The following is a 17,138-nucleotide window of genomic DNA, read 5'->3' as shown; positions in this document are numbered from 1 at the left end:
ATTGAAATTTGTTGGTTTCGCAGCAAGGCTCTGCGAGACTCGGGGATGTTCGGCCGGCGTCGGATCAACGGCCTTGCCAGACGGGTTTGCGTTTTTCGAGGAAGGCAGTGGCACCTTCGAGCAAGTCCTCGCTATCGAAGAAGATCGTGCGCATCGCGTTCAGGTAATTCACCGCGGCCTCGAAATCCATGTCTGCCGACACCTGCAAACCTTCAATGCCTAGCCTCAGGGCCAACGGACTGAACTCGCTGACCTTCGCGGCCATATCCAACGCCGCCTGCTGAAGCTCTGCTGCCGGGACTACCTTGTTGACGATGTTGTGCTGGAGCGCCTCCTGCGCTGTCAAAACCCGACCGGTAAGCGAGAGCTCATAGGTCAGACGATCTCCGAGTACGGGCCGAACTACAGGCACCACAGTGAGCGGGAAAATTCCGAGCTTGATCTCGGGGATGCCAAACGTTGCTGTCTCGGAGGCAACCGCCATATGAGCGAGGCAAGTGATCCCGAGGCCACCACCGAGCGCTGCGCCGTTGACAGCGGCGATCAGCGGCTTGCGGTAGTTGCGAGCTAGCCTGAAGATTTCCAGCGGGGGATAGTCGGAAAGAACCTCAGGAGATCGCTTCTTGAATCCCGCCTGGAAATCCTTCTGGTCTCCTCCAACGCAGAAGGTTGAGCCGGCCCCGGTCAAAATCACTGCTGACACCTCGGGCGCGGCAGCGGCTTGTTCTAGTGCAGATAGCAGATCGCGTGCCTGGACGAAGCTGAGTGGGTTGCGCCGCTCAGGCGCGTTGAGGGTGATACGGCGGACGCGGCCGATATCTTCAATGAGCAGTTGCTGAGACATTCGCCTTCCCCTGGTGGTTAAACAACATTTTCCGCGCGCAACGCGGCGAGCGTTGCCGCGTCGTATCCGAAATACTCTGCATAGACTTCGTCGTTGTGCGCACCGAGCGTCGGCCCCGGCCTACTGATGCCGTGCTGATATCCTGGAAACTTCGGCACAACACCGGACATGCGCACCTGACCTAAGTCGGGATCTTCAACCTTCACGACATCTTCCCTTGCGATGTACTGTTCGTCCTCGAAGATGTCTGCAGTGCTGTACACCCTTTCATGGATTGCATCTGCCTCGACAAGGCATCGCTCGACCTCCGCCCAAGGTCGCTCCTTAGCCCATCGTGAAAGGTGTTGGTCGCACGCGGCGATAAATGTCTGAATCTCTTCGTTGGACCGCCCCATCACCCCGGCATCAAGCGCCTGCAAAAGGTGCACGGGTGACCCGGCACTGAGTACAAGCCGGCGGATCGTTGCCGGTCCGACCGTGCTGACGACGAAGTGGACCTCATCGATCGTGGTGTAAAGATTGCGTACCAGTCCCAAGACGCCGAGCGAATTGCCAGGGCGTAGCATGTCTGTACCCAACTGGTCATATGCCATAACCTGAACCGGGCTCAAGCGGAATAGAGCCTCGAAGAGCGCCACGTCGATGACGTCGACGCCCTTCTTCCCGGTTCGCAGTCGATTGTTCATCGACGCCATCAAGCCGAACGCTCCAAATGTGGCCGCGACACCATCAGCCAGCGCGATGGATGGGAAGACCGGCGGTCCGTCCGGGAAGCCGTTCAAGTGGGCAAAGCCACTAAAAGCTTCCGCGGTCGTGCCGAAGCCTGGCCGGTGCTTCTTCGGGCCGGTCTGCCCATAACCGCTGATGCGCAACAGGGACAAAGTGGCGCCGGCGGCTTCGAGGTCGGCAGGCCCGATCTGCCAACGCTCGAGTGTGCCAGGCCGAAAGTTCTCCACCATCAAGTCGAACTTTGGCGCGAGTTCAAGGAACATGTCGCGGCCCTTGGGGGTGCTCAGGTTCAGCGTGATGCAGCGTTTCCCGCGGGCCATGTTTTTCCACCAGAGGGCCTGTCCCTGACTCTTGGGGGTGGTCTGGCGCACCGGGCTGCCAGTCGGATGCTCGATGCACAAAACCTCTGCCCCGAGGTCCGCCAGCAATGCTCCCGACAAAGCCGCAGAGTAGGCATGCGCCACATCCAGCACCCTGACTCCACTGAGAATACCCTTGCCATCCTTGACGTTCACGTTGTCTCCTTTTCGGGTTGCATTCAAACGTCCTGCTCTTCGACGTTTGCTTGGAATGCTGCAACGATATCGATCGACATTCCGATCGTTGAGCTTTTCCGTCAGGCGGAAAGCCGCCGCGAGGCAAGGCTTCCCTCGCATAGTGGAGTCTCGCCTCGGCAAAGCTCCAGCGTTGCCGCCTACCGGGATACAACAGATGAGAAAGCGTGAAGTCGCGTCATTCATGAGAGCCATGTCGCTCGCGGGCCAGGTGCACGTCCGGAACCTGCGGCTCCGACTGCGTGAATCGGAACGATTGAGCACACTGCCGGCCCTGCTCGGCCGAGACAGAGTTCCCCTCAAACATTGGGGTGAGCCCCTTGCGGGCAGCACGGAACGTCTGGCGTCTCGTGGAACCATGCCGGAAGCTGTTGAGGCCTCGGAAGCCCGCGCTCGAGGCAATGCGTCACCCGCGAACCGGCTCTTCCTGGACCGGGCCCGACGTAGCGACCGGCCGGGCGGCGCAACAGTAGTTGCCGGGAGACTGAGCCTGTCATGAGAGTGGTCTTTTACACACGGCAGGGTGAAGCGCGCGACGTTCTGAATCTGGGTGACCGACCAATCCCCGACCCAGGCCCGGGCGAGGTGTGCGTCTGCGTGCGCTTTTCGGGCGTCAACCCTTCCGACTGCAAAAGCCGACGAGGAGGCGGCAGGGAGCTCTTCGCTCCAATGATCATCCCGCACAGCGACGGCGCCGGCGTGATCGATGCGGTCGGTCAAGGAGTAGATCCGTCGCGTATGGGTGAGCGCGTGTGGATTTGGAACGGCCAGTGGCAACGCGCTTTCGGGACCGCAGCGGAGTGGATTGCCTTACCTGCCGCTCAAGCCGTACCGTTACCGGCGACCTTGAACGAGGCAGAAGGAGCCTGTCTAGGAATTCCGGCACTCACGGCCATGCACGCAGTTCGAAAGGCCGGGGCCCAACACGGTCAGACCGTGCTGGTGGCTGGAGGCGCCGGCTCGGTCGGCCACTACGCGATTCAGATGGCAAAGGCTCGTGGCGCATGCGTGATTGCCACTGCGAGCACGGCAAGCAAGGCAGCGCACGCGCGAGCGGCAGGCGCTGATCTAGTGCTCGACTATCGCCGCGAAGACATCGTAGGAGGCATACAGGAGATTACAGAAGGGCGCGGCGTGGACTCGATCATCGAAGTCGACCTTGCTGCCAACGCCGTCAGCTACCCCAGCGTGCTCGCTTCTCATGGAAAGGTGATCGCCTACGGCATGACTGGCAGTGAGGTTTCCCTGCCGGCACTGCGGATGAAGCAGAAAGGCATCACCTTGACGCTCTTCAGGATCTACGACATCACAGAGCCTGAACGCGCTGGCGCCCTGGAAGAACTCGCCTTCTTCCTTCGCAATAAGAGCCTGAAGCACACTATCGCACTGCGCCTGCCACTTGAACGTGTCGCAGAAGCACACGAGGCAGTAGAGCGCGGTGAGGTGTTTGGTCGTGTGTTGCTGGACCTGCAGGCCTAGGCCTGGAAAGCAAAGTGTTGCCCAAGGAAGTGATGATCTCGCGCTGGATCGTGCATTGAGGGGTAGCGTTTGAGATTTCGACTGCAAAGAAACCTCCACATGACTATGGTTGACAAAGTCGCAATCGTCACTGGAGCAGCGCGCGGCATCGGCGCTGCAATCGCCACCGCGCTCGCGAGGGAAGGAGCCAACGTGATCCTTACCGATGTACTCATCGAGGAGGGAGAGGCGATGGCAGATCAGCTTCGCTCCATGGGCTACCGCGCGCGCTTCACACCGTTGGACGTGTCTGACTACGAAGCTTGGCTGCGGGTGGTCGCCGAAGCGGAAGAACTCGACGGGGGTGTGGACATATTGGTCAACAACGCAGGCATCCAGCTTCGACGGCGGATAGCTGACATGGAGATTGCGGAGTGGAATCGCGTCTTTTCCATCAACCTGAACGGCGCCCTATTTGGCATCAAGGCAACGACACCTTCGATGAAAAGACGTGCGGGTGGATCGATCGTGAATATCGCTTCAATCTCCGCGCTTGGAGCCACACCGAACGTCGCCTACGGTACATCTAAGTGGGCGGTGCGCGGGCTGACGCGATCAGCCGCCTTCGAGTACGGCAGATGGAATATTCGCGTCAACGCGGTCTTGCCGGGAGCTATTCCTACGGAGCTCTCTCGGCAAAGTCCTTCGCTAGACATGTTCCGAAAGGCAACTCCTCTTGGTCACCTTGTCACTCCGGAGCATGTAGCAGACGTTGTTGTTTTCCTGGCCTCGGAGATGGCCGCTGGCATCTCGGGTCAGGACCACGTCGTGGACGGCGGCTTCACTGCAGGCCAACATCCAGGCCTAGCAATGCAAGAAAACCTCCCAAGTAAGACAGAATGACTTCGAAAACAAAACGCGACATCTTCTTCGTCGGCGCGGCGCGAGCCGCGATCGGTGCATTCGGCGGCGCCCTGAAGGACGTGCCACTCACGCAACTGGCTACAGAGACGGTAAGAGCCGCTCTTCAGCGAAGTGGCGCGGAACCAGCGACCGTGGGGCACTTAGTCATGGGGAACGTGATACCGACGGATGTGCGGGATGCGTACTTGTCCCGTGTCGCTGCCGTCAATGCGGGCGTTCCGCAGGAAACGCCAGCCATGAACGTCAACCGCTTGTGTGGTTCGGGACTACAGGCGATTGTTTCCGCCGCACAGACCCTGATGCTTGGTGATTGCGATGTTGCAATCGGCGCCGGCGCGGAATCGATGAGCCGAGCACCATACCTGATGCCATCCGCTCGCTGGGGCGGACGAATGGGGGACATGACAGCCACGGACTACATGCTCGGTGTCCTGCATGATCCCTTTCATCGCATCCACATGGGGATCACTGCGGAAAACGTGGCAACACGCGACGGTATTACACGCGAGATGCAAGACCAACTGGCTTGGGAGAGCCAGCAGCGCGCCGGTCGGGCCATCGCGGAAGGTCGCTTTAAATCGCAAATCGTGCCAATCGAACTGCCGGTCCGTAGCGGCACAATCTCATTCGAGGTCGATGAACATGTGCGACCCGAAGTCACGCTCGACCAGCTGGCGAAAATGAAGCCATCGTTCAGGCGCGATAGTTCGGGAACGGTGACAGCGGGCAATTCATCCGGAATCAATGACGGCGCGGCTGCATTGGTGATGGCAAGTGAAGATGGAGTCCGACGTGGCAACCTCAAGCCGTTGGCGCGCCTGGTGAGCTATGCCCATGCCGCGCTGGATCCCAAAATCATGGGCTTGGGACCAGTACCAGCTAGCCGGCTCGCACTCAAGAGAGCGGGCCTGGCCTCAAGGGACCTTGACGTCATCGAATCGAACGAGGCATTTGCTGCTCAGGCGTGCGCCGTCACCCGTGCGCTTGGCCTGGACCCGGCGAAGGTAAACCCTAACGGGTCCGGTATATCGCTAGGCCATCCCGTTGGCGCCACCGGCGTAGTCATCACGATCAAGGCAATCTACGAACTTCATCGGGTAAGCGGACGATATGCGTTGGTGACAATGTGCATCGGCGGCGGCCAAGGCATAGCTGCGGTGCTGGAACGCACGTGACCCGCCAGCGACCGAGTTCTTGCCACAAAGACGGTGAAGTGGCGCAGGCAGCCCGTCGTCGGGTTGTGCGGCCGATCACCCGCCTCGCGCACATAGTGGCCTCCGCTATCAACATCGCCGGCGCAGCTGGCCAAATCAGCAGGCAAGAGATTAAGAGGCAGCGACAGGGCTGCTAGTTCGGCTTGTCGACCCTCTGAACGGACCCTGCAACACCACCAAGAGCGAAGCGGCATGCCCTTCCAAATGCTTGGGAAGGCCGGAAACCAAGCTTCCAATGAAGGGCTCTCCTTTGGAGTCAACAGAACCGGGGAGATGGTCTGTAGCGATTGCACGGAAAAGCTGTATTGTTCACCGGTGCGGCCAGAGAAATCGGAGCGGCAGCGGCAGCGGCAGCGGCAGCGGCAATGTCACTCTCAGATGAAGATGCAACCGGCGTCACATGCGACATCCTTGAATCCGAGGGTTCGGAGGTTTGCCGAGACCATTCAGACTCAAGGCGCAAAGGCACTTTATGTCCACCTCGACGTCACACGTGAGGCCGAGCGGGCGGCGGAGGTTCGCCGAACAATATCCAGATTCGGCCACATTGACGTTCAGGTCAACAACGCGGCCGTCCTCATAGGTAAAGGCATCCAAGAGGCCTCCTTTCCCGATTAGCACCGGATGTGCGATGTCAATTTCACGGGAGTTTTGCTAGGTATCAGGGCTGCATTGCCCAGCTTGCTCAAGATGAAAATCCGGCGTTCAGGATCTGTCCCGATCGTGCTCACCCCGAAGCGCTGCCGCCGCGCAACATCGACAGGCTGAGGCGGAGCTATTGCCCACTCATCCTCCTGAATACAGCGACCTCATCGGTGCGGTCAATCGACGTGCTTTTCCGCCAGACGGAAAGCCTCCACCGATCGGGCTTTCGCGAACATAGTGACACCTTCAGTCGACACCGCCGGCGTTGCTGGCACCAAATCAGGAGACAAAGAGATGCAAAGACGTCAACTGCTCGTGGCCGGCGCGGCCGGCGCCGCCATGTCCTTTCCGCCGTTCCTACGCGCCCAGTCAAAGGAAAGTCCCGGCGTGACTGACACAGAGATCCGGCTTGGTCAAACCAATCCGTACAGCGGACCATTGTCGGCGTACGCAGCGTGGTTCGGCAAGGTGCAACTTGCCTACTGCAATTTCGTCAACGACCAGGGTGGCATCAACGGTCGAAAGATCAAGTTGCTTAGCTATGACGATGGTTACCAGCCGCCACGAACCGTCGAGCAAGTGCGCAAGCTGGTGGAGAGCGATGGAATCGCGGCGGTTCTTCACATCTTCGGGACGGCGCCTAATAGAGCGGTCGTCCGCTATTTAAATACGAAAAAGATTCCACAGATCTTCTGCGGAACCAGCGGGGATGGCTTCGCAGATCCCAAGACACAGCCGTACACCATGCCGTTTCAACCCACGGCACGCATTGAAGCCCAGATTTTCGGCAAGTACATGCTGCAGGACCTGAAGGGGAAGAAGATCGGCATTCTGTACCAGCAGGACGAGATCGGAGCGAGCGTTCGCCAAGGTCTGCGCGAAGGGCTCGGCGCTGGCAACGAAAAACTCATCGTCAGCGAGCAGTCATATCAGCCTTCAGATACGACTGTCGATTCTCAAGTGTTGAACCTCAAGGCCTCTGGCGCCGAGATTTTCTACAACTCAGCGACGCTGAAGCACTGCGCAATGGCCGTTAAAAAAGCGCAAGAGGTCGGCTGGCAACCCACGATCTTTACCCTGAACACGACCTCCGCCGTCAACAAGGTCCTGAAGGAGTCCGGGAGCGGCCTCCCGGAGGGATCGCTCACAAGTATCTGGCACAAGAGTCCCGTAGACCCTGCCTGGGCGAATGACCCAGCGATGGTCGAGTGGAAGGGATTTATGAAAAAGTACTATCCGGAGGGTGATGCGAGTGAGCCGAACTGCGTTCTATCCACCTGCTATGCGCAGGCCATGTTTCACGTGCTGAAGTCTTGCGGCAATGACCTGCGTAGCGAGAACATTCTGAATGTGGCACGCAACCTCAAGAGCGTTCAGCTGCCGTTGCTCCTGCCAGGCATCACGTTGAACACTTCTCCGACAGACTACTACCCGATCAAGCAGTTGCAGCTGACTCATATTGAAAAGGGTGACTGGAAGTCGTTCGGCCAAGTTCTCAGTGCATAACGCCCAGCGACCAGAACAGCACCACTTGCTTGTGGTGCGATGCCATCGATCAGTATGAGGCTGAGGAGAACCAGTTGCACCAAGCGAGCCATTCGGATGGAAGCCCCGGCGTTTGAACGGACGCACTTCGAGTCGTGCAAGGGACCTTAAGCCCCGAGTGCTCAGGCTCGTGTGATCGGACGCCCGCGAGCTGGTCGGAAGACGAAAAACCGGGCCACGTGGCCCACATCGGAGAAACCAGTATGAAAGAGACCATCCGCATCGGTGGGGCCGGCGGGTTCTGGGGTGACAGCGTAGCCGCTCTGGAACAGCTAGTCCTGCGCAGCGACGTCGACTACATCATGTCTGACTACCTTGCGGAACTGACCATGGCTATTCTGGCCAAGCAGAAGGATCGCAACGCGTCGGCAGGATTCGCCACGGACTTCGTGTCTTTGTCACTGAAGCCCGTGCTGCGGGAGGTAGTGCGCCGCGGGATCCGCATCGTTGTAAACGCAGGTGGGATGAACCCGCAAGGTTGTGCGGAAGCCTTACGGGCGCTCGCCGCGAACCTTGAGGTACCTCTCAAGATCGGTGTGGTTGAAGGCGATGACTTGATGGCGCGTGCCGCCGAACTCCGAGCCGCCGGGACCGTGGAGATGTTCACCGGTCAGCCGATTCCGGCGCAGGTGACGAGCATGAACGCCTACCTCGGCGCATTCCCGATCGCCAAGGCACTCGAGATGGGAGCGGATGTGGTGATCACCGGCCGCTGCGCTGACAGCGCGTTGGCGCTGGGGCCATTGATCCACGAGTTCGGCTGGGCGCCTGATGACTACGATCGGCTCGCTGCAGGGAGCATGGTTGGCCATATCCTTGAATGTGGCACTCAAACGACCGGCGGCCTCTTCACCGATTGGGAGCAGGTTCCCGGGCGAGAGGAGCTCGGGTTTCCTATCGTTGAATGCAACCCTGACGGTGTCTTCGACATCACGAAACCTGAGGGGACCGGCGGGCTGATCACGCCACTGGTGGTCGCCGAACAACTGCTGTATGAAGTGGGCGACCCAGCCAACTACCTTTTGCCTGATGTTACTGTCGACCTGCGCCACGTGACCCTTAAGCAGTGCGGACCGAATCGCGTGCGACTCGCCGGCTTGCGTGGGCGCCCGCCGACCGACACGTACAAAGTGAGCGCAACATACTTGGATGGCTACCGTGCCACGGCCACCCTCACCATGATCGGTCGCGGTGCGGCCGGCAAGGCAAGGCTCATAGGAAACGCCATCCTGAATCGAACTCGCGCCCTCATGACTCAAGACGGCCTTGGCGACTATTCGGAAACCAACATCGAGCTGCTAGGGACGGAGGAAGCCACCTTTGGGTTGAATGCGCGTCAGCTTCAGTCTCGGGAAGTTGTCTTGCGAATCGCCGTCCGGCATCGTGATGAGGCGGCCCTTCAAATATTCGGTCGCGAGCTTGCGCCCTTTGGGACCTCGGGAACCCCTGGTACGACAGGGTTCAGCGGGCGGCCGAAGCCCACCCCGGTCTATCGTCTGTTTTCCTTTCTGGTGCCGAAGCGCTCGGTGGAAGTCAGTGCAAGTGTGGATCAGGAGAGCAGCCGCATTGCGCCCTCACCTCCGGCGTCGTGGCAAGCTCCGGCCGCAAGCCAAACCCCGGAGTTTGCCAATGTGGCGCAGTCCACGGTCCGCATGACGCTTCGGTCCCTCGCTGTGGCGCGCAGCGGCGACAAAGCCGATATCTCTCACTTAGCCGTGATCGCCCGGAGTCCGGATTTCTATCCGCTGCTGCGCCACGTTGTCACCATCGATGCGGTGGCGAACTACTTGTCCCACCTGGTCAACGGCAGGGTAGAACGTTACGACGTGCCCGGCATCCACGCGGTCAATTTCATGCTCCACGACAGCTTGGCGGGCGGCGGCACCGCGTCCCTTCGAAGCGACTCTCTCGGCAAGGCATTCGCTGAGATCCTACTTGATCTCGAAATCGACGTGCCAACCGCTTTGAAGTCCCATCCGCATTTGTGGCAAGGCTAAGGGAGCAGTCGCACACGCGTCGGCACGGCCGCGCGTGTTGCACCCTTGCAGCAGCACTCAGCATCGGGCGGCGGCGCCCGAGTTCGAACCATTGATGAAGGCGAACTGACTATGGACTTCACCCTGTCACCACAACTCCTTTCGCTTCAAGCACGCACCAGAGAGTTCATTGCCGAAGAGGTGATTCCTTTGGAGCGCGAGCAATTGCCTAACGAGCACGGCCCTTCCGAGGCGCTGCGGGCCGAACTCGTTCGCCGCGCCCGGTCGGCGGGATTGCTCACACCGCACGCTCCGACAGAGATGGGCGGCCTAGGGCTGTCGCACATGGCGAAGGCCGTCGTCTTTGAAGAGGCTGGCTATTCGGCGCTCGGCCCCACGGCGCTGAACATCCACGCTCCCGATGAAGGCAACATCCACTTGATGGGCGAAGTGGCGAGTTCAGCCCAGAAAGAGCGCTGGCTACGGCCGCAAGTTGAAGGCAGGACGCGCTCGTGCTTCGCGATGACAGAACCTGATGGTGCGGGTTCGGACCCTGGCATGCTGGAGACCACTGCGGTACGCGATGGGGATAGTTACCTCATCAACGGCACCAAATGGCTCACCACGGGAGCCGATGGCGCGCACTACGTAATCATCATGGCGCGAATGGAAGACGGAACGGCAACGATGTTTCTGTCGGATATGGACCGGCCCGGCGTGCGCTATCTCCGCACGATGCATGCGATGGACCGCTGCTTCTCTGGCGGCCACGGAGTGCTGAGTTTCGATGATCTGCGCGTGCCTGCAACGGATGTCCTCGGCGAGATTGGGAAGGGCTTTCGGTACGCGCAAGTCCGTCTCGCTCCGGCACGGCTCACCCATTGCATGCGATGGTTGGGGCAAGCGAGACGTGCCCACGATGAGGCGGTGGCCTATGCCCGTACTCGACAGGCGTTTGGAAAGCCCCTTGCCGAGCATGAAGGAGTCGGCTTCTCCCTTGCAGACAATGACATGGACCTGATGACAGCGCGCCTGCACATATGGCACACCGCGTGGCTGCTGGACCAAGGTCAGAAGGGCAATTTCGAATCCAGCCGATCCAAAGTCGTGTGTTCAGAAGCGCAGTGGCGGGTCGTGGACCGCTGTGTGCAGATTCTGGGCGGGCGCGGTGTGACTGGCGAATCCGTTGTGATGCGCATTTTTTGCGATATGCGCGCCTTCCGAATCTACGATGGTCCGAGCGAGGTCCACCGCTGGAGCATGGCGCGGAAGATTGTGCAGAGGTCCGGAGCGATTCAATGACGGGAAATCCAATCGATACCTTCCGCCTGGAGGGTCAGCTAGCGCTGGTTACCGGCGCTTCGGGCGGGTTGGGTGCGCACTTCGCCGAACTGCTTGCCCGGTGCGGCGCCCGCGTCGCGCTCGCCGCCCGCCGTGTTGAAAGACTGGAGGAGCTGGTGGCGCGTATCGGCGCCGCCGGGGGCTTGGCGCGCGCGTACCCGCTGGACGTCACAGATGCAGCCAGTGTGACTCGATGCTTCGACGCTTTGTGCGAGTGGGGTACGCCGGACGTGGTGGTCAGCAACGCTGGCGTCACGCTGACGAAGCCACTGCTTCAGCAGAGTCCCGAAGACTGGGATGCCGTGCTCGACACCAACCTCCGCGGAAGTTGGCTGGTCGGAACGGAGGCGGCTCGCCGCATGGTGGCCGCGAAAAAGCGAGGTTGTATTGTCAACGTCGGGTCGATCCTGGGTGAACGGGTGGCCGGCGGGGTTGCGCCCTACGCGGTATCCAAGGCCGGGGTACTTCAATCGACGAAGGCCATGGCGCTGGAGCTCGCGCGGCACGGCATAAGGGTCAACGCGCTGGCGCCGGGTTACGTCGCGACGGAATTGAACGACGAATTTTTGACCAGCGAAGCTGGCCAAAAGCTCAAGGCGCGTATTCCGAGCCGTCGCTTCAGCGCGCTGGACGACCTGAACGGTCCCATGCTTCTGTTGGCGTCCGATGCCGGCCGTGCCATGTCCGGCTCAGTCCTTGTCGTCGACGGTGGTCACATGGTGAGCTCGCTGTGACAAATGCTGGCACTCACGTAGCGGGCTACCTGCGTGAGAAAGGATTGTCCAGCGCTGACGAGGTGCACCTGACGCGACTGTCAGGTGGTCAGTCCAACCCGACCTTTATCGTCGACGACGGCCCGCAGCGGTTCGTGCTGCGCAGGAAGCCGCCGGGGACGCTGGTCGCATCTGCCCACGCCATCGACCGTGAGTACCGGGTCATGCAGGCATTGCAGGGGACCGACGTCCCCGTGCCCCGCATGCTCGCTTATTGCGAAGACGCGTCGCTGCTCGGCACGCCGTTCTACTTGATGGAGTTTCTTGAGGGACGGGTGCTAGTGGATCAGTCGTTGCCAGGCATGGCGTTGGCGGATCGCGCTGCCGTCTATGACGACCTGAACCGGGTTATCGCAGCGCTGCACGCACTTGACTATCGCTCGGTGGGGATGGAAGGATTCGGCAAGCCAGGAAACTACTTCGGGCGCCAGATCGCCCGTTGGAGTCGCCAGATCCTGGAGTCCACCGTTCCCGTGCCCGATGCCCTACGGCGCTTGATGGATTGGCTGTCCGCGCACCTTCCCGCGGATGACGACGAGACCACGCTCATCCACGGCGACTACCGACTGGACAATGTGATCCTGCACAACACGGAGCCGAGGATCATCGGCGTACTTGACTGGGAACTCTCGACGCTGGGCCATCCCCTCGCCGACTTCGCCTATCACGGAATGAGTTGGCGCATCGATCCGAAGCTGTGGCGTGGCGTGGGCGGCTTGGACCTGCAAGCACTGGGAATCCCGAGCGAGCAGGAATACCTTACTCGCTATGCGTCGCGCACTGGCCGGGATCCCTTCAGGCACTGGGAGTTCTACTTGGCATTCAATCTGTTTCGAATGGCCAGCATCTTGCACGGAATTTCGCAGCGCGCCGCCGCGGGCAATGCGAACAGCGCCGATGCGGTTGAGACCGGGCGCAAGGCCGGGCCGTTGGCCGAACTCGGGTGGGCGTGCGCCATGCGATACGTCACAAATTGAGCAGCCTGCGCAAGTGAGATCCGACTACGTCGATTCACAGCGCGTGCCGGTTGCCGCGTAGACAGAACCGAGGTCAGATTTAAATCGGCGTTGACAACCAGCCTTCCTGCCATGGCCGGGATCGTGCATCATCAAGCACAGTCGGTAGTCGTCGAGAACAGGCCGGGTGGCTTCATCGGCGTCGCGGCGCCGAAGACGGCCCCAGCCCGATGGCTACAAGATCTTCATTGGGCGCAGCTCTTCCATGGCGCAGAACCCTGTGCTGTTCAAGGCGATGCCCTACCCGTCAAGGATTTCCGCTGGACGTCGGGACTCTTGTATGTCGTTGTGATCGGGCATGGGTCCCCACTCAAGAGCCTGCAGTCGCTGCTCGCTGCAGCCATAACGGCTCCCGGGAAGCTAAATTTCGGGAGTTTCCGCGGCAGCGCACCGGTCGGCTACCTAGTTGATCAACCAGTAGGCTGGGAGCCAAACCACGTTCGTAAGCTACCAGGTATCACCGCAAGTTGCTTCCGCCCTGATCAGCGGAGTTCTCGCCTATGCGTGCCCTAGAAGAGCCAAGTCATCGAACGCGCGCGCCGCAAGGGCTCGGGATCGATTGCGGGCCTGGACAAGGCTCACGCTTGCTTGTCAGACGGGTTCCAAGTCGATCCAAGAAATGGCTCCCGTTCGGTGGCGTGGGTGGCAGCCTACTCGGGAAAGCTGGACCAATAATGTCTAATGCATTCCGGTCCCACGTCCATGAATCCTACGCAGGTCACACTATGACGCTCGTGCAGCTGCGACATTTCATCTCACTGGCAGCGACCGGTTCTTTCACTCGTTCCTCGGAGCTCGTACACCTCACTCAACCAGCCTTCAGCCGCAGCATTCGCGCGCTCGAAGACGAGCTGGGGCAGAAGTTGTTCGACCGGGTGGGGCAGCGCAGTGAGTTGACGCCGTACGGTCACGAGGTGCTACAGCGAGCGCGCGCGCTCGTGTTTGACGCGGAGGAACTGATGGCGAGCGGCCGGGAGACCGGGCGAGCGGGCGTCATTCGCTTGGGCATGGGCGCGAGCCCGGCCGCCGTCCTGACGGTGCCCCTTCTCAAGACGATGGCCACTCGCCACCCTGCCATTCACGTCGAGATTGCGCGTGGATCGCCAGACCGGCTCCTGCGCGCGCTGCGCGACCGCGCGCTAGACGCCTTGGTCCTCGACCCTCGGACGATGCCGGCGGCGCCCGACCTGAAGGTGACTGGGCTCGTCCACATGCGCGCCGCCTTCATGTGCCGCCCTGACCATCCGCTCACCCAACGGGGCGGCGCCCTACCTTTCGCGGCCCTGCGCCAATACGTGATGGCGTCGACTTCATGGAGCGAAGAAGCTGGCCGCCAGCTCATCGAGCACTACGGCCCAACGGCGCACCTGGACGACTGCATCACTCTGCGCTGCGACGACGTTCAAAGCCTCATAGAGGTTGCCAGGGACAGCGACGTCCTGTTGCTGGCGGTCCGCGCGGCGGCCCCTGACCTGGCGGAGCTGCCGCTGGCGCCTGCCCTTGAAACGGGTGGGAGCTTCGGCATCGTCACGCTCGCCAGGCGTTCCGAAGCAACGGCGCTGGATGTCGTGCGAAGGCTGGTGGAGCAACTGCTGCACGACTGAGGCCTTGTACTCTCCTTCGGATCCCCTACTGGGGCTGCAGGCCGATGGACTTGGCGATTGCGCGATAGCGCTCGATTTCGCTTTGGTAAGTACGGGCCAGTTCCGCAGGGGTACGCGAGGGCAGGACTACGTTGCCAGTGCCTTCGAGTGCCTTCCGAACTTCCGGATTCTCGGCCGCCAGATAGATGGCCTTGTTCATTGTATTGACAACAGAATCGGGCGTGTTCTTGTGAACCTGCACGCCAGCCCAAATGTCGAACTCCATAGGCTCCAGCCCTTTCATCATCGTCATGGAAGGGAACTGGGGGAACAGAGGGTGTGGTGCCCTGGAGGTCACGGCGAGGCCCTGGACCTTTCCATCTACGAGGGTTTGGGGGATTGAGCCGCTCAAGGGCAGAAAGGCCATGTCGATCTGGCCTCCCATCAGGTCCGTCAGCAGGGGAGCGATACCCTTGTATGGGACGTGCAGCATCTCGATCTTCGCCAACTGCGAAAATTTCTCGCCGATCAAGTGGTAAAGGGATCCAGGACCCACGCTGCCGTAGCTCAGCGGCTTTCCGGGATTCTTGCGCGCCATGGCAAGCAATTCCTCCACGGTCTTCACATTCAGCGAACTGCGCACAGCCAAGACCGTGCTGGTCATTTGAACTTGAGCCACCAGCTTGAAATCTTCAGGCGTGTACCTGACCCCTTTGATAGCCAGCGGGGCCAACACCAGTTCCATCGGGCTGGCAAGCGCTAGCATATGACCGTCTGCCGGCGCACTTACGACCTTGCCCAGTCCGATCGCGCCACCGGCGCCACCTATGTTTTCGATGATCAGCGTCTGGCCGAGTTTCGCCGCGGCATCCGGCTGCAGCTTGCGGGCGAGAAAGTCGGACGGCCCGCCTGCTGGGTAGGGCACGACCATGGTGATGGGCTTGCTTGGATAAACCTGGGCTCGGGCCACGCCCATCGCTACGACGCTGCCGATGACGAGCAAACCTGTAAGAAATTTGCTGAGCTTCAATTGGTCCTCCTTGGAACGGTGGTGTGCATGTAAGGCGACGGACATGACGGGCGTCCGGCGCTCATGCGACTAAAGCGGCAAGCGGCGGCTCGACGTTCGCTGGAATCGGACAGACATAGGGCTTGCCGCCCCGCTGACGCTCGAGCTCGCGCCTGGCTTCCTTCAGCAAATTCGGATTGACCATGAGATCCATGGCCGTGCCGGCGATGGTCTTCGCCGCAATCAGCATGCCTTTGTGGGCAATCGAACTCTTGCCCTGCGCCACCCACTGCCAGGAATGGGCCGAGGTACCGTACGCGAAGCAAGCCGTGAAGCATTGCGCTGTCGGCGTGATCCAGCTGACATCGCCCACATCAGTGGACCCGTGGATCTGGCCGCGCTCGCCACTAAGGGGCACGACGCCGTCAAACAGCGGCTTCGGATCTTTCCAGACGCTCAGGAGGTCGCGACCTGCCACCTCCAGTTCCTCAGCCCTCACCGTCCTGTGCATAGATGCAGCGAAAGCGAGTTCTTCTTCGCGGTAGGCCGTCCCACTGAAGCGTTCCAGGTTTGTCTGCATCGTCCTGTTCAGCACGTCGTTGAAAACGAGGTTCGAGCAGGCGGAGTGCACCTTGATCTCCAGCTCGCAGCTGGTCATCAACGCCGCCCCACGGGCCACGTTGCAGACCCTTTCGAAGACTTCATTCACGTCGCTGTTACGCGGCGCACGGATCATGTAGAGCACCTCCGCCTTCGGCTGAACCACGTTGGGGGCGACTCCGCCGGCGTTGGTCACCGCGTAGTGAACGCGCGCCGACGGGATGATGTGTTCGCGAAGATAGTTGCTCCCCACGTTCATCAGCTCGACTGCATCCAGAGCGCTTCGGCCGAGATGCGGCGAATAGCCGGCGTGGGCCGAGATGCCGCTGAAGCGGAAGTAGGCCTGCTTCACAGCCAAAGTGTGCTTGTTCCAGATTGCGTTCACTGTCCAAGGATGCCAGGTCAGCGCTGCGTCCAGATCGTCAAAGACCCCTTCTCGAGCCATGAAGCTCTTGCCCCACCCGCCTTCTTCTGCGGGACAGCCATAAAAGCGGACCGTCCCAGGCAAGCCGTACGATTCCAGCAGGTTTTTCACGGTGACGGCGGCCAGGTGCGCGCTCACGCCAAGCAGATGGTGACCGCATCCGTGCCCGTTGCCGTTGGCGATCTCAACCGACGGCATACAGCTCACGGCCATGCTGCTCTGGCTCAGGCCCGAGAGCGCATCGAATTCACCGAGGATGCCGATCACCGGACCGCCGCTGCCGGCTTCGGCAATGAACGCCGTGGGAATGCCGGCCACCCCTTCACGGACCGAAAATCCGCTCACCTTCAGGTTGTCGATATGAATGCGGGAGGAGTCGCGCTCCTGGTACCCCAACTCCGCGTAGCGCCAGATAGTGTCGGAAATCGCGGCGTATTGCTCGCCGTGGCTCTCGACGAACTGATCGATGACTTCAGATTTCAAGCGTGACCCCTTTGCTGTTT

At 60.7% G+C, this 17,138-nt stretch carries 14 protein-coding genes; 10 read left to right on the top strand and 4 right to left on the bottom strand.

Translation table 11 applies throughout. The features are described 5' to 3' along the window. Nucleotides 1–64: 64 nt before the first annotated feature. Both WKW77_RS26410 and WKW77_RS26405 read right to left on the bottom strand, forming a co-directional pair. A complete protein-coding gene (locus WKW77_RS26410; RefSeq protein WP_340359865.1) occupies nucleotides 65–844 on the bottom strand; it encodes an enoyl-CoA hydratase/isomerase family protein in 780 nt (259 codons plus the stop codon). Between the two features lie 17 nt (nucleotides 845–861). After that, on the bottom strand, nucleotides 862–2,088 hold the full coding sequence (locus WKW77_RS26405) for a CaiB/BaiF CoA transferase family protein (protein ID WP_340359864.1): 1,227 nt from the start codon (nucleotides 2,086–2,088) through the stop codon (nucleotides 862–864). Nucleotides 2,089–2,622: 534 nt separating this feature from the next. Between WKW77_RS26405 and WKW77_RS26400 the strand changes: the two genes are divergently transcribed. The 10 genes from WKW77_RS26400 (at nucleotide 2,623) to WKW77_RS26360 (ending at nucleotide 14,623) form a co-directional block, all read left to right on the top strand. Continuing rightward, nucleotides 2,623–3,606 (top strand): NADPH:quinone reductase, encoded by a 984-nt coding sequence (locus WKW77_RS26400; protein WP_340359863.1) that lies wholly within the window; start codon nucleotides 2,623–2,625, stop codon nucleotides 3,604–3,606. Between the two features lie 99 nt (nucleotides 3,607–3,705). Beyond that, a complete protein-coding gene (locus WKW77_RS26395) occupies nucleotides 3,706–4,488 on the top strand; it encodes an SDR family NAD(P)-dependent oxidoreductase (RefSeq protein ID WP_340359862.1) in 783 nt (260 codons plus the stop codon). After that, nucleotides 4,485–5,684 carry an acetyl-CoA C-acyltransferase family protein gene (locus WKW77_RS26390; RefSeq protein ID WP_340359861.1) on the top strand — a complete coding sequence of 400 codons (1,200 nt, stop codon included), beginning with the start codon at nucleotides 4,485–4,487 and terminating at the stop codon, nucleotides 5,682–5,684. Before WKW77_RS26395 ends, WKW77_RS26390 begins: the two co-directional genes overlap by 4 nt. A gap of 231 nt (nucleotides 5,685–5,915) precedes the next feature. Further along, nucleotides 5,916–6,341 (top strand): SDR family NAD(P)-dependent oxidoreductase, encoded by a 426-nt coding sequence (locus tag WKW77_RS35070; protein ID WP_422823277.1) that lies wholly within the window; start codon nucleotides 5,916–5,918, stop codon nucleotides 6,339–6,341. Nucleotides 6,342–6,662: 321 nt separating this feature from the next. Then, nucleotides 6,663–7,874: an ABC transporter substrate-binding protein gene (locus WKW77_RS26385; RefSeq protein ID WP_340359860.1), complete on the top strand. Its 1,212-nt coding sequence runs from the start codon at nucleotides 6,663–6,665 to the stop codon at nucleotides 7,872–7,874. A gap of 242 nt (nucleotides 7,875–8,116) precedes the next feature. Further along, on the top strand, nucleotides 8,117–9,910 hold the full coding sequence (locus tag WKW77_RS26380; protein ID WP_340359859.1) for an acyclic terpene utilization AtuA family protein: 1,794 nt from the start codon (nucleotides 8,117–8,119) through the stop codon (nucleotides 9,908–9,910). 111 nt (nucleotides 9,911–10,021) lie between these two features. After that, the gene (locus tag WKW77_RS26375) at nucleotides 10,022–11,191 is read left to right on the top strand and encodes an acyl-CoA dehydrogenase family protein (RefSeq protein WP_340359858.1); all 1,170 of its coding nucleotides are present in this window, start codon (nucleotides 10,022–10,024) and stop codon (nucleotides 11,189–11,191) included. Continuing rightward, complete coding sequence (locus WKW77_RS26370; RefSeq protein WP_340359857.1) at nucleotides 11,188–11,964, top strand: SDR family NAD(P)-dependent oxidoreductase; 777 nt, start codon at nucleotides 11,188–11,190, stop codon at nucleotides 11,962–11,964. Before WKW77_RS26375 ends, WKW77_RS26370 begins: the two co-directional genes overlap by 4 nt. Before the next feature lie 44 nt (nucleotides 11,965–12,008). Next, nucleotides 12,009–12,980: a phosphotransferase gene (locus WKW77_RS26365; RefSeq protein WP_340359856.1), complete on the top strand. Its 972-nt coding sequence runs from the start codon at nucleotides 12,009–12,011 to the stop codon at nucleotides 12,978–12,980. 764 nt (nucleotides 12,981–13,744) lie between these two features. Beyond that, the gene (locus tag WKW77_RS26360; protein WP_340359855.1) at nucleotides 13,745–14,623 is read left to right on the top strand and encodes a LysR family transcriptional regulator; all 879 of its coding nucleotides are present in this window, start codon (nucleotides 13,745–13,747) and stop codon (nucleotides 14,621–14,623) included. 25 nt (nucleotides 14,624–14,648) lie between these two features. Here the strand turns inward: WKW77_RS26360 and WKW77_RS26355 are convergent, their stop codons facing one another. Both WKW77_RS26355 and WKW77_RS26350 read right to left on the bottom strand, forming a co-directional pair. After that, nucleotides 14,649–15,632 carry a Bug family tripartite tricarboxylate transporter substrate binding protein gene (locus tag WKW77_RS26355; protein WP_340359854.1) on the bottom strand — a complete coding sequence of 328 codons (984 nt, stop codon included), beginning with the start codon at nucleotides 15,630–15,632 and terminating at the stop codon, nucleotides 14,649–14,651. Nucleotides 15,633–15,693: 61 nt separating this feature from the next. Next, entirely contained in the window at nucleotides 15,694–17,118 is a 1,425-nt protein-coding gene (locus WKW77_RS26350) for a M20 family metallopeptidase (protein WP_340359853.1), read from the bottom strand. Nucleotides 17,119–17,138: the final 20 nt, after the last annotated feature.

Source organism: Variovorax ureilyticus (genome assembly GCF_037889935.1).
GTDB lineage: Bacteria > Pseudomonadota > Gammaproteobacteria > Burkholderiales > Burkholderiaceae_C > Variovorax > Variovorax ureilyticus.
Note: the sequence above shows the minus strand (reverse complement) of the source record. Positions and strands in the feature narration are given on the sequence as shown.

Excerpts from the sequence above, each read along its gene's own strand:
- WKW77_RS26410 (WP_340359865.1), bottom strand. The coding sequence starts at position 844 with ATGTCTCAGCAACTGCTCATTGAAGATATCGGCCGCGTCCGCCGTATC.
- WKW77_RS26400 (WP_340359863.1), top strand. The coding sequence starts at position 2,623 with ATGAGAGTGGTCTTTTACACACGGCAGGGTGAAGCGCGCGACGTTCTG.
- WKW77_RS26395 (WP_340359862.1), top strand. The coding sequence starts at position 3,706 with ATGACTATGGTTGACAAAGTCGCAATCGTCACTGGAGCAGCGCGCGGC.
- WKW77_RS26390 (WP_340359861.1), top strand. The coding sequence starts at position 4,485 with ATGACTTCGAAAACAAAACGCGACATCTTCTTCGTCGGCGCGGCGCGA.
- WKW77_RS35070 (WP_422823277.1), top strand. The coding sequence starts at position 5,916 with ATGCCCTTCCAAATGCTTGGGAAGGCCGGAAACCAAGCTTCCAATGAA.
- WKW77_RS26385 (WP_340359860.1), top strand. The coding sequence starts at position 6,663 with ATGCAAAGACGTCAACTGCTCGTGGCCGGCGCGGCCGGCGCCGCCATG.
- WKW77_RS26380 (WP_340359859.1), top strand. The coding sequence starts at position 8,117 with ATGAAAGAGACCATCCGCATCGGTGGGGCCGGCGGGTTCTGGGGTGAC.
- WKW77_RS26375 (WP_340359858.1), top strand. The coding sequence starts at position 10,022 with ATGGACTTCACCCTGTCACCACAACTCCTTTCGCTTCAAGCACGCACC.
- WKW77_RS26370 (WP_340359857.1), top strand. The coding sequence starts at position 11,188 with ATGACGGGAAATCCAATCGATACCTTCCGCCTGGAGGGTCAGCTAGCG.
- WKW77_RS26360 (WP_340359855.1), top strand. The coding sequence starts at position 13,745 with ATGACGCTCGTGCAGCTGCGACATTTCATCTCACTGGCAGCGACCGGT.